Source organism: Shinella sp., assembly GCF_052438155.1.
In the GTDB taxonomy this organism is placed as follows: Bacteria; Pseudomonadota; Alphaproteobacteria; order Rhizobiales; family Rhizobiaceae; genus Shinella.
Window position 1 is genome coordinate 306,868 of sequence record NZ_JBQVPI010000004.1, and the last position, 14,573, is coordinate 321,440.

At 63.0% G+C, this 14,573-nt stretch carries 18 protein-coding genes; 11 read left to right on the forward strand and 7 right to left on the reverse strand.

Features of this window, described 5'->3' with window-relative positions:
* Positions 1-4 precede the first annotated feature (4 nt).
* The 7 genes from sctN to ACT6VE_RS10330 all read right to left on the reverse strand — a co-directional run bounded on the left by sctN (position 5) and on the right by ACT6VE_RS10330 (position 5,354).
* A complete protein-coding gene (sctN, locus tag ACT6VE_RS10300; RefSeq protein WP_444798518.1) occupies positions 5-1,399 on the reverse strand; it encodes a type III secretion system ATPase SctN in 1,395 nt (464 codons plus the stop codon).
* Positions 1,396-2,055, reverse strand: coding sequence for a type III secretion system stator protein SctL (gene sctL, locus ACT6VE_RS10305; RefSeq protein WP_444798519.1), 660 nt, complete (start codon positions 2,053-2,055; stop codon positions 1,396-1,398). Before sctL ends, sctN begins: the two co-directional genes overlap by 4 nt.
* Entirely contained in the window at positions 2,034-2,762 is a 729-nt protein-coding gene (locus ACT6VE_RS10310) for a hypothetical protein (RefSeq protein ID WP_444798520.1), read from the reverse strand. The genes sctL and ACT6VE_RS10310 overlap by 22 nt, the downstream gene beginning before the upstream one ends.
* 108 nt (positions 2,763-2,870) lie before the next feature.
* Entirely contained in the window at positions 2,871-3,674 is an 804-nt protein-coding gene (sctJ, locus tag ACT6VE_RS10315; protein ID WP_444798521.1) for a type III secretion system inner membrane ring lipoprotein SctJ, read from the reverse strand.
* A 57-nt stretch (positions 3,675-3,731) separates the two neighbouring features.
* Positions 3,732-4,196 (reverse strand): type III secretion system inner rod subunit SctI, encoded by a 465-nt coding sequence (gene sctI / locus ACT6VE_RS10320; protein WP_444798522.1) that lies wholly within the window; start codon positions 4,194-4,196, stop codon positions 3,732-3,734.
* Positions 4,197-4,267: 71 nt separating this feature from the next.
* Positions 4,268-4,633: a tetratricopeptide repeat protein gene (locus ACT6VE_RS10325; protein ID WP_444798523.1), complete on the reverse strand. Its 366-nt coding sequence runs from the start codon at positions 4,631-4,633 to the stop codon at positions 4,268-4,270.
* A 61-nt stretch (positions 4,634-4,694) separates the two neighbouring features.
* Entirely contained in the window at positions 4,695-5,354 is a 660-nt protein-coding gene (locus ACT6VE_RS10330; protein WP_444798524.1) for a hypothetical protein, read from the reverse strand.
* Positions 5,355-5,498: 144 nt separating this feature from the next.
* On the opposite strand from ACT6VE_RS10330, the gene ACT6VE_RS10335 reads away from it, so the two are divergent.
* From ACT6VE_RS10335 to ACT6VE_RS10385, 11 genes are all read left to right on the forward strand, one after another.
* Positions 5,499-5,864 (forward strand): hypothetical protein, encoded by a 366-nt coding sequence (locus ACT6VE_RS10335; RefSeq protein WP_444798525.1) that lies wholly within the window; start codon positions 5,499-5,501, stop codon positions 5,862-5,864.
* 9 nt (positions 5,865-5,873) lie between these two features.
* On the forward strand, positions 5,874-7,973 hold the full coding sequence (locus tag ACT6VE_RS10340) for a hypothetical protein (RefSeq protein ID WP_444798526.1): 2,100 nt from the start codon (positions 5,874-5,876) through the stop codon (positions 7,971-7,973).
* 25 nt (positions 7,974-7,998) lie between these two features.
* The gene (locus ACT6VE_RS10345; protein WP_444798527.1) at positions 7,999-8,379 is read left to right on the forward strand and encodes a hypothetical protein; all 381 of its coding nucleotides are present in this window, start codon (positions 7,999-8,001) and stop codon (positions 8,377-8,379) included.
* Positions 8,376-8,804, forward strand: a complete 429-nt coding sequence (locus tag ACT6VE_RS10350; RefSeq protein WP_444798528.1) for a hypothetical protein — start codon at positions 8,376-8,378, stop codon at positions 8,802-8,804. The genes ACT6VE_RS10345 and ACT6VE_RS10350 overlap by 4 nt, the downstream gene beginning before the upstream one ends.
* An 86-nt stretch (positions 8,805-8,890) precedes the next feature.
* Entirely contained in the window at positions 8,891-9,460 is a 570-nt protein-coding gene (locus tag ACT6VE_RS10355; protein ID WP_444798529.1) for a hypothetical protein, read from the forward strand.
* Between the two features lie 52 nt (positions 9,461-9,512).
* Positions 9,513-10,691 carry a type III secretion system translocon subunit SctE gene (gene sctE, locus ACT6VE_RS10360; protein ID WP_444798530.1) on the forward strand — a complete coding sequence of 393 codons (1,179 nt, stop codon included), beginning with the start codon at positions 9,513-9,515 and terminating at the stop codon, positions 10,689-10,691.
* A gap of 42 nt (positions 10,692-10,733) precedes the next feature.
* Positions 10,734-11,726 (forward strand): hypothetical protein, encoded by a 993-nt coding sequence (locus ACT6VE_RS10365; RefSeq protein WP_444798531.1) that lies wholly within the window; start codon positions 10,734-10,736, stop codon positions 11,724-11,726.
* Positions 11,727-11,730: 4 nt separating this feature from the next.
* Entirely contained in the window at positions 11,731-12,216 is a 486-nt protein-coding gene (locus ACT6VE_RS10370; RefSeq protein ID WP_444798532.1) for a hypothetical protein, read from the forward strand.
* Between the two features lie 26 nt (positions 12,217-12,242).
* Positions 12,243-12,740 carry a tetratricopeptide repeat protein gene (locus ACT6VE_RS10375; protein WP_444798533.1) on the forward strand — a complete coding sequence of 166 codons (498 nt, stop codon included), beginning with the start codon at positions 12,243-12,245 and terminating at the stop codon, positions 12,738-12,740.
* A 33-nt stretch (positions 12,741-12,773) separates the two neighbouring features.
* The gene (locus tag ACT6VE_RS10380; protein WP_444798534.1) at positions 12,774-13,373 is read left to right on the forward strand and encodes a hypothetical protein; all 600 of its coding nucleotides are present in this window, start codon (positions 12,774-12,776) and stop codon (positions 13,371-13,373) included.
* A complete protein-coding gene (locus tag ACT6VE_RS10385; RefSeq protein ID WP_444798535.1) occupies positions 13,370-14,554 on the forward strand; it encodes a hypothetical protein in 1,185 nt (394 codons plus the stop codon). Before ACT6VE_RS10380 ends, ACT6VE_RS10385 begins: the two co-directional genes overlap by 4 nt.
* Positions 14,555-14,573 lie beyond the last annotated feature (19 nt).

Here is a 14,573-nt window from a genome sequence, read left to right on the forward strand (position 1 = left end):
CCGATCATCGTGTCAGACCTCGCAGCTTGGTAAGCATCGTGTCGAAATCGTCGAATTCGGTCGTGCGCTGGCGCAGAAAGGCGTTGATGTCCTTGTATTTGGCGATGGCGCGATCCGCCTCGGCGTCGCTCCCCGACTTGTATTCGCCAACCCGCACCAGCAGTTCCACTTCGGCATAGGCGGCAAGCCAGCCATTGATCTTGGCCGCCATCTCCTGATGTTCCGCGCTGGCGATGGCCGTCATGACGCGGCTCTTCGAGCTCAGGATATCGATTGCCGGATAGTGGTTTGCGCTGGCCAGCTTTCGCGACAGAACGATATGGCCGTCCAGAATGGAGCGCGTCTCGTCCGCGACGGGTTCGTTCATGTCGTCGCCCTCGACCAGCACCGTGTAAAGCGCCGTGATCGAACCCTTGTCGTTCATGCCGACGCGTTCCATCAGCTTTGGCAGCGTGGCAAAGACCGAGGGGGGAAAGCCGCGACGCGTCGGCGGCTCGCCCGCCGCAAGACCGATCTCGCGCTGGGCGCGGGCGAAACGCGTGACGGAGTCCATCAGGAACAGCACCTTCATGCCCTGGTCGCGGTAATATTCGGCGATTGCCGTTGCGGTGAAGGCTGCCTTGGCGCGCTCCATGGAGCTCTTGTCCGATGTCGCGACCACGACCACGGCGCGCTTCATGCCCTCGGGACCGAGATCATGTTCGATGAATTCGCGCACCTCGCGGCCGCGCTCGCCGATCAGCGCCAGCACGGTGACATCCACCGCCGCACCCTTCACCAGCATCGAAAGAAGGGTCGACTTGCCGCCGCCGGCGGCGGCAAAGACGCCCATGCGCTGTCCTTCACCGCAGGTCAGCATGGCGTCTATGGCGCGCGTGCCGAGTGGCAGCGGGCTGTCGATGATCCGGCGCGTCATCGGGGCTGGCGGATCCTGATACACCGGGTAGTGGGTTTCCGGCACGAAGACCTCGTCCTTGCCATCGACGAAGTTTCCGAGACCATCGAGTACCCGCCCCATCAGGCCGGGACCGACGCCGATCTGCTGCACGCGCCCGGTCCGACGCACCTCCGTCTGCGGACTGATGCCTTGCGTGTCGCCAATGGGGGACAGCAAAGCCTCCTCGGCGATGAAGCCGACACACTCGGCCAGCATGCGTGATTTCGAGGCGCGGTTATAGAGTTCGACGATCTCGCCGACCTGAACGTCGGGCACGGCCGCATGGATGATCGTGCCGATCACCTTGCGCACGCGGCCTGTCAGGCCGAATGGCGTGAACGCATCGATCGAGCGCTTCAGCCGGCCATGTAGCTGGTTGAAGCGCTCGCCGATCAATTCGGAACGGCTACCGGCCAGAGTGGCGACGGTCGCGGCAGGTGGGGCAGGCAGATTGATCGTCATCCGGCGTCTCCGGCGATCGCAAGCTTCTGCAGTACCGGCCGCGCGCCCGCGGCATTGCGAATGGCAAGGGCGAGGTCGTCGATGTTGCGCCCCATGTCGCCCTCGACACGACCTATGGACGTTTCGACGATGATCTGCGGCGCTTCAAGCGTGTCGTCTGCCACGACGTCCACCAGTTCGACCTCCGGGAAATCGGCGATGATCGTGCCGATGACCTCGCGGACATGCTTGTATTGCGCAGGCGAGACACGCAGTTGCGCCTTTTTTTCCCGGCGCATCTGGCGCACTGACGCGCGCACCAGAATCTCTGCCTTGGCCTTGTCGTCGAACGTATCGACCAGCGAGCGAACCGCCGCAATGACAAGCTCCGCAATATCGCCTTCAAGCCCGGCGATCCGGCCATCCAGCATGCGCTGCTCTTCCAGAAGCCCGTTGGCGGCCTCAAGCCGGGCTTGCGCCATGCCTTCCTCATAACCGCGCCTGGTCATCTCCTCGAAGCTGCGCTGCGCGTCTGCCACGATGGCATCGGCGCGCCGGCGCGCAGCATCGACGATCGCACAAGATTCATCGACGGGCTCGAAGACCGCCTTCGGAATGATGTGGGCACCGGAGGCAAGCCGGAAGCCGAGCTCCTTCAGCCTATAATAGCCGACCACGATGGCACTCTCCGACGAATGAGTTTGACGATCAGGTCGCGATCGAGTTCAGGCATGCGCCCGTTCAAGGAAAGGTCGAAATCGGGCGGCAGGTGCCGTTGAACCAGCCGTGCGATCATCGGCGCGCCCGCCCCCGCCAAAGGCAGGAGCTGGGCAAGTCCGAAGCCGACAAAGCCACGCCGGACCTGCGGCTCGTCCATGGAAGCGGGCAGCAGCGCGCGCAAAATATCGGGCGCCTCGGGCATCGCCAACGCCGGATAGAGAACGGGCGCTTCCTGCGTGGCCACCACGAAGGCCGTCGGCCCGAGAGCAAGCTGGACGCGCTGCCGTTCGGTCTTGACCGTCGTATGGAGAACGGCGCGGTGCAGGACGGCAGCAGCGACGAGCAGGCCGATCTGCTCGATCTCCTCGACCGGCGCGCTCACGAGCCCGAGCACGAGCCGCCCCTCCGCCGTTCCGGCCATCGCCCGGACCGTGGTCGCCGGCAGGTTGAAATCCGACCCGACGACGGTGCGCATGGCGACGGCGCGCACAGCACTCCCGAAATACGGAGAGGCCGAAAGATTGCGCATTTCGCGGGGCGGCAACGACGCGCTGGACCAGGCGCTTTCATCGAAACTGTCGAAAGGGCGCGCAAGAGCGCTCGCAAAACGGGTGACATGACCGAACGCCATCCTGTCGGCAACTCCTTCCGCATTCGCCTCCATCGTTCCCTCCCCTGGGATAATCCTGTGCCCGCCGCACATCGCTCTTCACGAAATACCAATTCGGAACGGTGCGTCCCGATCCGTCCCGACCACCGATGGCGCAACGGCTCAGGACGGCTCGAGAACCATCTCTGCGCCTGTTCCCGACGCGGCTTTGCGCTGACGCGGCCGACGCCGGAACAGAAGAATTCCGGTCGCCACGATGGCCGTGAACAGGAGAAGAATCATCGTTAGCCCGCCATAGAGGAGCCACCAGAAATACGACGCGTCGGACTGTTTCACCGTGAGGCCGGGAATGACGCTGATCATCGACTGATCGGCCTGGGCGGCCGAAAGCTCCGGCGGCAGCGCCTCCGTCAGCACGACCGTCACGGCCGAATAGTCCATTCCTTCGATCGAGCTGCTGACGAGGCGCCGGATCTGGGGAACGAAAAATTCGAGATCGACACCTGGCTCATGCTTGATGAAAACGGCCGCCGAGGACGGTTTTACCGGCTGGCCGAGCTGGGGCTGATCGGGAAGCACGACGTGAACACGCGCCGTCAAAACGCCGTCGATCTGGCTGAGCGTCTGGGCGACCTCTTCGCCGAGCGCATAAATATAGCGGACGCGCTCCTCGAACGGAGACGAAATGATGCCGCCCTTTTGAAAGACGGAGCCGATCGACTGCCGCGCGATCTTGGGATAGCCCTTTGCCGTCAGGATCGTGATCGCCCGCACCATGTCGTCTTCTTCGATCCGCAAGGTGAAGGTTTCGGCCAGTTTGGACTTCTCGGTGGCAACCCCGTTGGACATCAGGATGGCCAACATTTCGTTGGCCTCGCTCTCGGTAAGGCCGGAATAGAGTTCCACCTTGCAGGCGCTCAGCACCAGCATGCAAAGCAGAACCAGTGGCAATACGAATGCGCCCATTCGCCCGCGACGAACGTCATGCAAGGAAGCGCAAGGAGCCAAGGGCATGTTCACCCGTCACTGCCCCTTCATGAGGGTATCGAGCGCCTGGGTCGACTTGCCCGTCAGTTTTGACGAGATGTCGACGAGCAGTGTGAAGTTCGCCACTTCCATCTGCACCGCCATCAAGGTGCCGGCATCGACGGTGGAGCGGTTCATCAATTCCGCCACGCGCGATTCCCGTGCGTCGAAGACGCCGCGCAGCTTCTGCAGACCGTCGAGGATCATATCGCCCGGCTGAGACTTGACCGCCTCGCCCTGAACCCCTTCAAGGCCGAGCGCACGGCGGGCGCGTTCCTGCGCGTCGAGGTCTGTTTGCGCCGTTCCGGCAACCGAGCCGACCGGCTGAACGTCCGTGGACTGGTTGACGTTCTGTCGTTGCAACGCATTCTGGAAAGCGTCCACCTGCTCCGTTGCGACAGTGCGTACAGTATCCGGTGTCGGAACGGTTCCGACGGCGGCAAGCGGCAGGGCCGTTATCATGTTCGTGTCTCCAGCAACTGTATTTCACGAGGCAAATTGATGTGTTGGCGAGCGAGATCGGGAGCCCGGGATTATCCGTCCAGATCCTTCAAGCCAGCCGCAGCGAGCGCCCCGAACGAGGTGGCGTGCGCCGTCTCCGTAACCATTTCGAAGGCGCGCCGCGCACCGTCGCGGTCCCCCGCACGGGCGAGCGCAAGGCCCAGATAGGCCATTGCCGCATCGCTCGGCGGCAGCGCCTTCAAGGTGGCGATCGCCTTGTCGAGGTCGTTGCCCCCCATCTGCACGAGCGCCAGCCCGAGGAATCCAGCTTCCGATCCCGGCCGCGCAGCCGTGACGCCCGCGAAAATCTTCCCGGCCTCTCCGTTCAAACCGGCAGACAGCGCCGTGAACCCCAGTTCAACGAGCAGTCGGACATCAGCCGTCTCCAGTAATTCCATTGTCGCCCTCGTCCCCGTCCGTGTTCTTCAATCGTGCCGACCGCGCTTGCGGCCCGCTGTCCTAGGCCAGATGCATCAAGAGCAGCGCGCGCTGCGCCAGTTGCAGTTCGCTGCGGAAATGGCCGACGCGCCGGGCGTGCCGGCACGCCGCCGCCAGATAGGCCTGCCCCGATGCCACGCGCCCTCGTTCGAGTTCGCAGATGGCAAAGATGCTGCCGGCGCGCGGATGGATCGGCTCGGCGGAAAGGCACGTCGCAACGAGACAGACGGCCTCGTCGATGAGGTTTCGCCGCAAAGCCAGAACGGCAAGGCCGAGCATCCCGTCATGGGCTCCGGCATCCGTTCCCGCCAGAATCGCCAGGAGCAGCGCGGCGTCGTCTTCGCGCGCATCGGAATCGGCTTCCAGCGCCTCGCCATAGAGGCCGCCTATCGGTGCCTCGACATCGCCCGAGCGGTCCGGCTGCTCGCCCTGTGTTCGCCCAAGGGCTGCGAGGGCTGCTTCGGCATTGCCGCCGGCTATCGCCAAAGCGGCGGCGGCCGACTTGTCGCCGCCATCGGCGCGGTTCTGGAGCGCCGACAGGCTTTCATTCACCAGCTGTAGCCGCGTCGCGAAATCCTGCGCCGGCAACATCGTGTCAATACCGACGGGAACGAACGGAAGCGTCCGCGAAATCTCTCCCCTTGGGCTTGGCGCCTGCATCGAATCAAAGCCCTTTTCCACGCCGGTGTATCCCGCCGGCGCCTCAGCTGTTTGCCGACATTCCCATATCCGGACTGGCAAAACTGTGTCGAACGGCACAGTCACGGCGCTTGCGAGGGCTATAGTTGCCGAGCCCCCCACCGAGGCGGCGTTTAAGGACAGCCAATGCTCGAAGGTCCAGAAACCAGCGTTTCCGCCAATCCGAATCCGGTTCGCGACGCCCATAAGGCAGCGCAGTGGATAGAGCACTGGCTGGCCGCGCGGGCGCCTTCGCCAACGCACCCCGAGGCCGTCTTCAACGCGCTGCGGGTGCAAATGCAGAAGATCGAAGATCGCTGGCGATCGCACTCGCCGCGCGCCGCGGAGATCATCGACGAGATCGGCGGCAGCGAGACGATGGACGACATTTTGCGCCACCTGACCCGTCTCGAACAGCATCTTCGGACAAAGGACAGCGCGCCATCGACGGGCGCAGGAGAACCCGGCTTGCCACCGCGCCGTCGTGCGGTGCGCACATTGCTCAGACTTTAAGGGGTCGTCATGGTTATCTCGAATTTCTGGGGCGGCTCCGTCGGGCTGTCGTCAAACCGCCCGGGCTGGATGATGCCGACGGCTGGCGACCTCACCATCGCGCCCGCCGCGCTGACCCCTGACAAGTTTCTGTCCTGGCCGCGTGCCGAACAGGTCAACTACATCAACCTGCATGGCGGCGGACCTCTCGAGATCGGCACGCCACCGAACGGCATGAGCGTGTCGCTCGCCGACAAGCCCACGGTTCTCCTGCAATTGCCGAACACGCCAGGCTCAGCCGTGCCAGGACAGGAGTTCACCGTCAGCCACCCGGCGCGCGACGCAACGCCGCTTGAACTGGCGACCAGCCCGAGCCTTCTCGATCCGGCCGTCTTCCTCGCCTGGAAGCGTGAGGATCAGGTCACCTATCTTCAAGGTAAACCAAGCCCGCTCGCACTTGGCGGCCAGAACGGGCAACCCAAGATCTTCGCCAGCGCCGTTCCCGACGTGCAGGCGGGCGCGGGCGTCATCCAAAGAACGTCCGGAGACGACCAGCCGATCCCCTACTACCACCTGAATGGCAGTGCGGCGGGGTCACCGTCGAGCATCGTCGCGGCAAGTGCGGAAGCGCTGTTTCCCTCGCTGAACGGCGGGAGCACGATCCTCCCCGTCGAGGAGCGCCCTGCACTGTTCGACACGCCCCCCTCCGCGCTCGGCACAGACGCGGCGAAACGGGACTTCGTGGAGGATTTCAACAGCTGGCACTCAGCCTACCAGCTCGAATACATCAAGACCCACGGCACGAACGGCGTCATCAGTATCGCTGGCCAGGACGGCAAGGCGCTGCTGACGGCGTTCATCTCCGAGACCAAACTGAACAAAGTCTACATCCTGCAATCGCTCGACAAGAACGCCATCGCGACGATGTCAAAGGCCGATCAGGTCAGAATCCCGACATTGCAGGGCGGCGCAGCGCTCATCGAAGCACTCCAGCTCAGCGCGGATGTGGCGGCGCAACTTGTCAAGGTCGATGCCCTGATCAGGCTTGTCAGTGTTCTGCGGCCGGACAAGGTGAACGGCACGACCAACAAGCAGCCGTCCCAGCTGATGCCGGCAGCCGACCAGAAGCCCTTTCTGGACCAGCTTGAACTTTTGAAGAAACAGATCGGAAACTCCGGCCTGATCGCGGGTGTCGACGTCGAGACGAAGATCAAGGACCTCAAGGATCGGTACGACAGGGCCTTCGCTTTCTTCGACGTAAAAAAGGCTGCGCAAGAAACCGCGTATATGAACAATTCAGACAGGCCGGACGGGTATACGCCGTCCGATCCGATCACCATCTTCAAGGATGTTGTCAGCCTGAACGGCGACATCTCGGGCATCGAAAACGGCTACAAGATCTTCATCGCGCAGGAACGGCGCGTTGCAGAGCTTGCGCTCAGGCGCGATGAAGTGTCGTCCATCACAGGCGCCAAGTTTGACGTTCCCTACCTCGTGGCGACCCTGCAGGCGATGTACAATCTGGAACTCGAAGCCCACGTCGTCATCGAGACCGAAGAGATCAATCAGCAGAACGCACTCCTGAAAACCTATGCGGCGATGCAGGACATCGTGAACCAGACGCTGCAGAAATTTGCCAAGGCGGACGAGGGCGGAAAATACGTTCTCGGGATTGCCAATATAGACGACTACAAGTTCCTCACCAATCCGGAGCGCAAGTGGGACGCGGCCACCAACAAATGGATCGAGGGCCCGGACAATTTCACCAATGCGATCCTGATCTCGATGTTCGAAGACATGCTCGGCAAGGGGCAGAAGCATCCGCTCGAAAAGCTCCGCAGCATCAGCAGGCCCTTGAGCGATATTTTCGACAATCCGCCGCTCTTCGTCGATCCCCAGGGAAACACGCACTACACCGGTCAGGACTATGACTTGAAGAGGTTGACGCACCCGCAATGGAGCACGATCGGCACCCGCCTTTCCGAAACCGTCACGCTGATCAACCAGAACAGCCAGATCAAGATGAACGACATCAACTCTCTCGACAAACAGCGCAACCGCCATTTCGAGCTGTCCAACAACGCCTTGGCGAAGATGAACGAAATCCTCCAGAACATCGGCCGGGCATAGGCCTGCTGGGGAAGGGAGAGCATCCATGCGGATCAGGAATCTGGATGTCGGCGTCGAGCGCATTACGCACTGGGCCGTCGGCGACGACCTCCATCTGCCACAAGAGGGCGGCAGAATTCCGGCGTTCCTGCCGCAACAGCCGGCGCTCGACGAAGTCCTGCGCCGGCCGTCGCTCGACGAACGCCTTCCCGACCTTTTGCAACCCACCAATCTCGACCCCGGCCTTCTCGACCCCTCGGCCATGACCGAGACCCGGTTCGAGCTTCAGCAGATCTTTGCACAGGGTGCAGCGACACAGGATGGCGAAACGGCCGACCTTCTACGCTCCGCCGCCGGCCTGCTTGGCGCCGACGCCTTCCTGGACCGCGAAACGCGGGCGGCCCTCGCAATGCTGCTGCGCGGATGACCACTGACGAGCATGCCTCCTTTCCGCTTGCTGCGGCCATGACCCCGCCTCGCCTGACGCGGCGCCAGCGAGACTTTCTCCTGCTCAACATTTTTGTCCTGCTGCGGCACGGCTATGTCGAGCGGGCGCGCGTGCTCGCCGAAGCGCTGCACCGTCTTGGAGACGACAGCGTGAACGTGCACCTCGCGCGCGCCGTTCTCCGTTTCGCGGCGGGTGACTGGCAGGAAGCACTCGACGTGCTCGAGAAACTGGATCGCGTCAGCCCCATCGAACGCTTCGGCTCCTACCGACTGAACGAGCAGCAGCGCGCGCGCCGCTATATCCGGATGAAATGCTTTTCCGAGATGGGCGACACGCTTCGCACCCGCGATGCGCTCGAAGCCTATCTGCGTCACGGCGACGACGCCAGCGACGCGATCGCCTAGTCAACCGCCTCGAGCTGTCATCTACGACACAGCCCCCGCCTGCGCACACGCTATCAATAGCCAATACAGGGTAACGAGGGCTTCTGATGTCCATCCTCGATGGCGCTTTCAACGACGCAAAGACCATGCATGGTGCGATGGAATTCGCTCAAGCCGTGCTTGACCAGGCAACGCCGCAACTCGACGAGAAGACACGGCACATCATCGAGCTGACCGCCGACGGCAGCTCGTTGGGCGACGCGCTCGGTATCACCAAGGAGCAGCGGTCCGCGCTCTACGACCTCGGCTCGCGCCTGTTGCAGGTCGGCGAAACGCAGAAGGCATTCGATGTCCTGATGCGCCTGAACCAGCTCGACCCGCTGGACGAGCGCGCCTATTACGGCCTCGGCGTCGCCTGCCAGACCCAGGGCGAATTGCCCAAGGCCGCCAAGATGTACGTCATGTTCCTCGCCCTCGATGCGACCAATCCACTGGGCTATCTGCGGCTCGGCGAGTGCCTTCTGCAAGCCCAGGAATATGCCGACGCCTACGTGTCCTTCGAAGCTGCACGGGATTTTGCGCAGCAAGGGCTCGGCGGCCCGGACGTGCTTCAGGAAGCGCTCGCAATGCTGGCGGTTCCTGAAATCGCGACGGCCGGCAAACGGCTCAAACCCTAGTTTCTGACGATCAGACACTTTCACACCAATTGCGAACATTGGGGACCCGATCATGACCACAATCGCCAAGCCGCTCCACGTTCCGAACAACGCCGATCTTCAGAACATCCAGGGGCATCAGGATGTGCGCGCCGAGACGGTGGGCAAGGGTGCCCTGACCGACGCCGGCGTCGTTCCGCCAACCCCGAGCGGCACCGGTGAAAAGCCCGAGCTCTCCAATGCGCTGAAAAGCCTGTCCGCATTCATGACCGGCAAGTCGTCCATCGATGTCGAGGTCCTGCTCGTCCAGGTCGCCATCGCCATGCGCGACACCGAGGCGACAACGCAAAAGAGCAAGATCAACACCGATCAGGAGACCAAGAAAGCCCAGATGCGGGAGAAGGAGCATAAGCTCGAAGAGTCCGCGAAAAAGCTTGAGAAACAACAGAACGGCAGCATCTGGGACAAGATCAAGCTGGCTTTCGAATGGCTTGGAGCCATGCTCGCCGTCGCCTTGGCGGTTATCGCAGCCGTGGCGTCTCTCGGCGGCGCATCGGCGCTGATCGTTGCCGCGGTCGCGGCGGTGGCGCTGGTCATCAACTCCACCGTCCAGCAAGCGACCGGGCAAGGCATCATGGGCAACATCGTGCTCGCCGCCGGCGGCAGCAAGGAAGAGGCCGCCAAGGCCGACATGGGGTTCCAGATCGCCGTAGCCGTCATCGGCATCGCCGGGGCCGTTTCGGGGTCAGGACTTGGCAAGTCCATCAAGGACATTGCCGGGGCAATAATGGACAGCGCCATGTCGACCCTCGGCAAAGCGATACCGGCGCTCGCGAAAACCGCAACCGATGCGGCAAGCAAGGGCGCCGATTCGGTCGCCAAGGCCGCCGGCACGGTCGCAAGTTCGACCGACGACGCCCTGAATGCCGTCCAACTTGGGGCGAAGGAGGCGATCGCCGCACAGAAGCTGATCGAGAAGGGTGCGACCGCCAACGCCGCACTTTCCGCCACGTCTGCCGTCACCGACACAGGCGTGAAAACCGTCGCGGCCGATCTTCGCGCCGAAGCGAAGCGGCTCGAGGCCAAAGCCAAGGCGAGCGAGGCCATCATGCAAGGTCTGGACGACATGATCGATCAGGCGCTGTCGCGCCTCATGGCTTCCAGCGAGCGCTTCAATGCCATCCTGGATGAAATCACATCAGCGATGAGCGATCGTGGAAACACGCTCAGCCGCGCGCGTTTCGCCGGCTGACGGCCCTGCATTCAAATCCACCTCAACGGTCAGGAGAACGTCATGATCGACCCGAATTACAGCTTGCCGAAGCCGCTCCAAATCGGAGGTGAAGGACAGAATGCGCAAGCGGTGGATAAATCTTCCGGCAACGCCGGCCTTGCACGGTCCGGCGTTCAGGCAGATCTGCAGAACGTGCCACAAGCCCGGAAAGACGGCCTCGCCGCCGTTGTGAACGATCTGACCCCGGGCGGCATTGTTCCGGCCGGCGATGTCGCCGAAAGGCTGGCGGCCGTCGACAAGGCCGCGAAGGCGATGGCCGACCCTGCCTTCGATTTTTCGGCAGTTGTGGGAAACATAGCGAAGTTTCTCGCCCGCGCCATGATCGAATCCGCCGGTGAACAACGCCAGAACGCGCTCGCCGACCGGCTGGCGGCGCGCGAGACGGCGAAAGCCGAATTGATCAGCCAGGCTGGCAAGATGGAAAAGGCCGCCGACAAGATGGCCGCAGGCGCCATCACGAACCTGGTTGCCGGCATGGTTGGCGGCGCCATGTCGATCGGCGGATCTGCGTTCTCGACGGTGAAGGGCATGGGCCAGCTCGCGGAGATGAAGGGCGTCCTCGGATCCCTGAAGACCGCGAATGCCGACGCCGTTCAATTGGGCAAGCTTGAAAAGCTGGCGCCGGGCATGAGCAAGCTGGCGCCGGATGCGATTGCGCAAAACAAGGGTACGCTTAGCGGGCTCGACAAACAGTTCAACGCACTGAATTCGCAAATGCAGGTGACGACAGCCAAGAGCCAGATCGTTACCTCTTCGGGCGATGTCACGAAAATGCTGGGCAGCACCACCGATGCCAGGCTGCAGGCCGAGGCCAAGCGTGAAGATGCCGGCGGCGCTCGTGACGCGGCCGACGCGCAGGTTGCGCAGCAGCAAGCGGAGCTGAAGAAGGACGTCCAGGACACGATGAACGAGATGATCAAGCAGATCATCAACTTCCTCAAAGAGATGAAGGATGCGGAAGTCGACGCCATGCGCGCGCTGACCCGGGTCTGAGACGGTGGCGCACGCTGTCCTGCCAGAGTTCCGGTCGGCAATCGAGGCGCTGTGGCAATCGTTGCGATTGCCCGCGCCGAAATTCGCCGAGCCTGGCGAAATCCGGCTGCGGGTCGAAAGCCTCTCGCTCAGCCTCAGCGATAGCGGACGCGGCACCATCGTCATCGAGGGGGGGGCCGGGCTCATCGCGAACGAACAGGCCCTCGCGGCCGCGCAGATACGCAAGGTTCTGCACACGAACCTCGGTTTTCTGCTCGACGGCGCGGCGGCTGTCTATCTGAAGCCCCTGCCCAATCGCGGCTTTTCCCTGGTCGCACATGCATCCTATGCCTACAGGGCGCTTTCCCCCGCCCTTCTCATGCGGACGATCGAGGATGTCATTCGTGTCATCGAATATTATTCGGCCGAACTGAAATCCGTCGTTTCGGCGCCCCGGCCACACATTTCGAAATTCGACGAATCCGAACAAGCCGTTATTTTTCGGCCTTGAAGCAAGATGAACTGGAGGCCCTCACCGTGAATGCCATGGGAAACGACAGCCTGGCCCATACCCCTTCTGCGGGGAATGACGACCTTTCGGCCGGAGATCTGGCACAGCTCCTGTCGGGCGGCCTGCGGGACGAGCTGGGTCTCACCTCCGATGTCCTCAATGTCGGCCTCGCCATCGCCGCAAACCACCTTGCGCGCGGTGCCAACAGCGAGGCGATGCGGATCTATGTCGGACTTGTCATGTGCGAACCGATGAACGTGGATTTTCAGGTCGGCCTTGCAAACTGTGCCAACGTGATGGGCGAACAAAGCGTCGCCTTGCAAGCTGCATCCGTCGTCATCATGCTCGCGCCAACCGATCCGCGCGGATATCTCCTGTCGGGTCGAAGCTGCATCATGATGGGCAATCTCGATGAGGCACGCGAAGACCTTCATGACGCGCTGAAATATGCCGGCGGCAACGAGCCCGTCGTCAAGGAGATCGAGCTGCTGCTGGGGAGTATCCCGGCGCAGACGGCAGGCTGACCTCATCCGCAACGCAAGCCGTCAAGGTGATGCATGAATTCCACCGAGGCAAAGGACGAGCGCGCGAGGGGCGACACTGCCGGGATCGGCACACACTTCGGGCTCGACCGGGAAGATGCCACGTTGATGGTCAGCCTTTGCAGCGGCCTGTTGCAGGAGGCGGGCATCGATGGCGACCGGTTCCTCGCGCGGCTGGAACAGGGAGACGATCTCGGCGCGGCCCTGGGGCTGCCTGCGGAATTGACGGAATTCCTCTATGCACGCGCCCATCGATGGTTCACCGTCGATCGCATCGACCGTGCGGAGCCGCTGTTTCGCGCGCTGTGTGTGCTGGATGGCGAGGTGGCCGACTACTGGATCGGGCTCGGCATCTGCCTGCGCATGCGGGAAAATCTCAATGCCGCCGCCCTCGCCTTTAGCACCGCAGCGCTGCTGCGCCCGCAATGGGCAGTGCCGGCCTTCCATGCGGCCGAACTGGCGGTTCTTGCCGGCGACTATGGCAAGGCAGCCATTTTTCTCACGCGCTTTCGCGAAACGGCGGATTCCACAATCCCCGACCGGATGGCGGCGGAGGCCGCGCGCATGACCGCGGCGCTGGAGCTTCGGCACACGAGCACCGGCAGCGTCCGATGAGCATCGATCCGGGCGGCATGCCTCTTCTCGCCGATCGGCTGGAGCTTATCCGAACGATCAGCAGAAACATCGCAGGCACATCCGAAACGCCCGACGGCCGAGGGGCCAAGACGCAAGAAACACCGGCTCTGCCCGATGACCCGACCGTCGATGGCTTCGTCGCGAAAGACGATGGATCGCGCTTGTCGACCGATAGCGCCGGGCGCGATCGTGCGACCCTGCTGTCTTCACTGATGCAAGCGCTTCGCCCGCCCATAGCCGGGCCGGGGCAGCATGTCCGCCAAGTGCTGAACGCGGCACTAGCCCAGCCGCTTGCGGACCTTGCGCAAGAGGACGGTACGCGCACGGCATCCGATCTGCTGGCACCGGTCAGGCTTGCATCGGGATCTTCGGACCAAATCCCGTATCCGGTCCATTATGGTGCCGGCGACGCTTTCGCGATGCCGGCCGACCTCGACCTTTCCCTGACGACGCACATTGTGACAGATCTTTCCGTGCCCGACGTCGAGGGCTCATGGATAGCAGACGCTGAGCCGTCCGGCGTAGAAACGCCCGCGACGGCCTTGAATGCCATGGCGGACGACAAAGCCATGGTAGAGGCGACGCGCTTGCCGCCCGCTTCGATGGCGGATGGGGTCGAAATGGCGTTACACCCTTCCGGCTACAGCGCATCGTCGGCCTTGGCTTCCAGAACGTTTGACGCAGCGATCCAGGCGGAGTTGATCCTCCGGGCGCTCGGCGAACTTGAACTTGGCGCCGTTGCGACCGGCATGGCGCCGATGGCGACAGAGCGCGCGGGTGTGCTGGCGTCCTTCGTGCTGAACGCCCATTTCCTGCCCGGTTGGCCACCCGCCCGCCCTATCGAGAGCCCCGAGGCCAGGGCTTTGATCGGCGCGCTTGCCCAGGACAAAAACCTGTCGAAGAGCGATATCGAACTTCTCACCTATCTGGCGAATTTCGGCGTCTCGCGCGGGCATCTCGAAAAACTCCTCAAGACCCTGAAGCGCGCAGCGCAGCGCCCAGGGCTGCTGCGTGCCCTTGCTTGTTTTCTCACCAATCTCAGTGCGGCCCTGCGGGCGCTCGGCACGGAGGTGGACGCCATCATCACGGATTTGACGCTTGAGGAGCAGTTGCAGGCCCGACACGCTTCCGGCAACCGTCGACGCATCGACCTCGGTTAGCCGACACATCCGTCTGCGG

Coding starts and splice junctions, on each gene's coding strand:
- ACT6VE_RS10350 (WP_444798528.1), top strand. CDS start 8,376: ATGACCACTGACGAGCATGCCTCCTTTCCGCTTGCTGCGGCCATGACC.
- ACT6VE_RS10365 (WP_444798531.1), top strand. CDS start 10,734: ATGATCGACCCGAATTACAGCTTGCCGAAGCCGCTCCAAATCGGAGGT.
- sctJ (WP_444798521.1), bottom strand. CDS start 3,674: ATGGGCGCATTCGTATTGCCACTGGTTCTGCTTTGCATGCTGGTGCTG.
- ACT6VE_RS10345 (WP_444798527.1), top strand. CDS start 7,999: ATGCGGATCAGGAATCTGGATGTCGGCGTCGAGCGCATTACGCACTGG.
- ACT6VE_RS10335 (WP_444798525.1), top strand. CDS start 5,499: ATGCTCGAAGGTCCAGAAACCAGCGTTTCCGCCAATCCGAATCCGGTT.
- sctI (WP_444798522.1), bottom strand. CDS start 4,196: ATGATAACGGCCCTGCCGCTTGCCGCCGTCGGAACCGTTCCGACACCG.
- ACT6VE_RS10385 (WP_444798535.1), top strand. CDS start 13,370: ATGAGCATCGATCCGGGCGGCATGCCTCTTCTCGCCGATCGGCTGGAG.
- ACT6VE_RS10325 (WP_444798523.1), bottom strand. CDS start 4,633: ATGGAATTACTGGAGACGGCTGATGTCCGACTGCTCGTTGAACTGGGG.
- ACT6VE_RS10380 (WP_444798534.1), top strand. CDS start 12,774: ATGAATTCCACCGAGGCAAAGGACGAGCGCGCGAGGGGCGACACTGCC.
- sctN (WP_444798518.1), bottom strand. CDS start 1,399: ATGACGATCAATCTGCCTGCCCCACCTGCCGCGACCGTCGCCACTCTG.
- ACT6VE_RS10310 (WP_444798520.1), bottom strand. CDS start 2,762: ATGGAGGCGAATGCGGAAGGAGTTGCCGACAGGATGGCGTTCGGTCAT.
- ACT6VE_RS10340 (WP_444798526.1), top strand. CDS start 5,874: ATGGTTATCTCGAATTTCTGGGGCGGCTCCGTCGGGCTGTCGTCAAAC.
- sctE (WP_444798530.1), top strand. CDS start 9,513: ATGACCACAATCGCCAAGCCGCTCCACGTTCCGAACAACGCCGATCTT.
- ACT6VE_RS10355 (WP_444798529.1), top strand. CDS start 8,891: ATGTCCATCCTCGATGGCGCTTTCAACGACGCAAAGACCATGCATGGT.